At 51.0% G+C, this 1,558-nt stretch carries 3 protein-coding genes; all 3 read right to left on the reverse strand.

The window, feature by feature from the left end; translation table 11 throughout:
• Positions 1–98: 98 nt before the first annotated feature.
• From C7456_RS17090 to C7456_RS16690, 3 genes are read right to left on the reverse strand one after another with little or no spacing between them, the layout of a single operon-like run.
• The gene (locus C7456_RS17090) at positions 99–398 is read right to left on the reverse strand and encodes a hypothetical protein (RefSeq protein WP_139942851.1); all 300 of its coding nucleotides are present in this window, start codon (positions 396–398) and stop codon (positions 99–101) included.
• A gap of 24 nt (positions 399–422) precedes the next feature.
• Entirely contained in the window at positions 423–860 is a 438-nt protein-coding gene (locus C7456_RS16685; protein ID WP_170120248.1) for an RHS repeat-associated core domain-containing protein, read from the reverse strand.
• Between the two features lie 42 nt (positions 861–902).
• Entirely contained in the window at positions 903–1,274 is a 372-nt protein-coding gene (locus C7456_RS16690; protein WP_109724929.1) for an energy transducer TonB, read from the reverse strand.
• Between the last annotated feature and the right edge of the window lie 284 nt (positions 1,275–1,558).

Here is a 1,558-nt window from a genome sequence, read left to right on the forward strand (position 1 = left end):
ATCGCTCAACCGATAAGGCCGGCTACCACCGCACTCCGGGCATCGTTTCATAACCAAATCCTCTCAGATTTGGTCCGGGTTGCTTAGGAATTACCTCCTTATTCAGTATTTTCTCCATTAACTAAATATATAACACCGGAATTTTCATTAGATTTATTCGACGCAACTCCATTAGATATATCATCCATGACTTCTTTGAGATTTTCAGAAGCGGTAGCGGCCTCCTCATGAATATCAAAATTAGAAGATGCCGCATCGTGTATTTCATTGTACGTATCAATATTCTCAATTGGAGGAGGAAGAGGATCTGGTCGCAGCGTACTCGACTCACGAATTGCATCCCGAACATCAGCCTCTTCCGTCCTTTCATCCTGTCGACCGTCTGCATCAATCCGCATCACCGGATCATTGCCCGCATACGCTTACCGATTGAACCCAAAGACATCCCCCGGCACCGGCGCCACCGGGTCCACACTCAGCATGCATGCTTCCGGATAGTAGTACCGCGCCTGCATGTACACGAGCCCCGTGTCCGGGTCATTCACGTGCCCCGTGTACCCCGGCCCCGCCGGCAGTGCTCCCTGTGCCTGCACCGGACGCCCGTACGGCCGGTAGTCGGACCGCACCAGGATGTGCCCGCTCGCGTCCGTCTTCGCCAGCACCGTCCCCTGCGGGTCCGTGTAGTGGTAGTGCACCGTCTTGGCCAACGCCACCGTGCTCCACAGCACCGCCAGCGCCACCAGCAGCTGGTAGCTGGCCGCATAGGCCACCGCACTCCACGTGGCCGTCACCGTCGGCTTGTAGGTCGTCCCGGTGTAGCTCGCGTGCGGCGCCGCCGGCGTGGCCGGAATCCATAACACGCCTACACTCTTCGTCGCGCTCCACAGTCTCGCATTGATATCCTAATTTAATTTATTATCAATACCACTAATAATCAATGAATAGTGATGAAAAAAGCCAAGCGGTTGAAATTTAAATTTATATTTTGACAACGCATCAAAAGCCGCCATCTCAAAAGCCGTATTATTTGACGTTTCTGATATATTTATGTTGAATGGATTACCCCAAGGACTAATCATAAAAACAAATCTAACACACTCTCGTTTCCCATACGGCGTCGGAAATCCCCCAATCGTTTTTCTCACAGAAGCGGCATAAACAACCAACAAGCGCGTCCTATCAATTTCCTCTCTGTTCCTTGTCGCCCCGCAATCACTTGCAAGGCATGGAAGAGAAAAAATAAGAAGCGATAATATTGAAATAATAACTCTCACCTACCACCCCTCATTCTTTTCTAACGGAATATCGAATCCATCCCAAGATTTTCTCAGTGGGATAGCATAATAGGCTCTATACGAATTTTCCACTTTCTTTACATCCTCAAACTCATCAAGGAAAGTGGATGGCTGCGCGGATTCAACTCTGAAGTGCACCACCCGATCGCGTGGAGAGGCCCGGGCGCGCTAGCCTGCGCCGCTTCACCGCCAAGTGGAGCAACGATGAACTACACGCACCTGAGCCGAACCGAACGGTATCAGATTGAAGTGCTTTTCGAGGG

The organism is Fulvimonas soli (assembly GCF_003148905.1).
Lineage (GTDB): Bacteria > Pseudomonadota > Gammaproteobacteria > Xanthomonadales > Rhodanobacteraceae > Fulvimonas > Fulvimonas soli.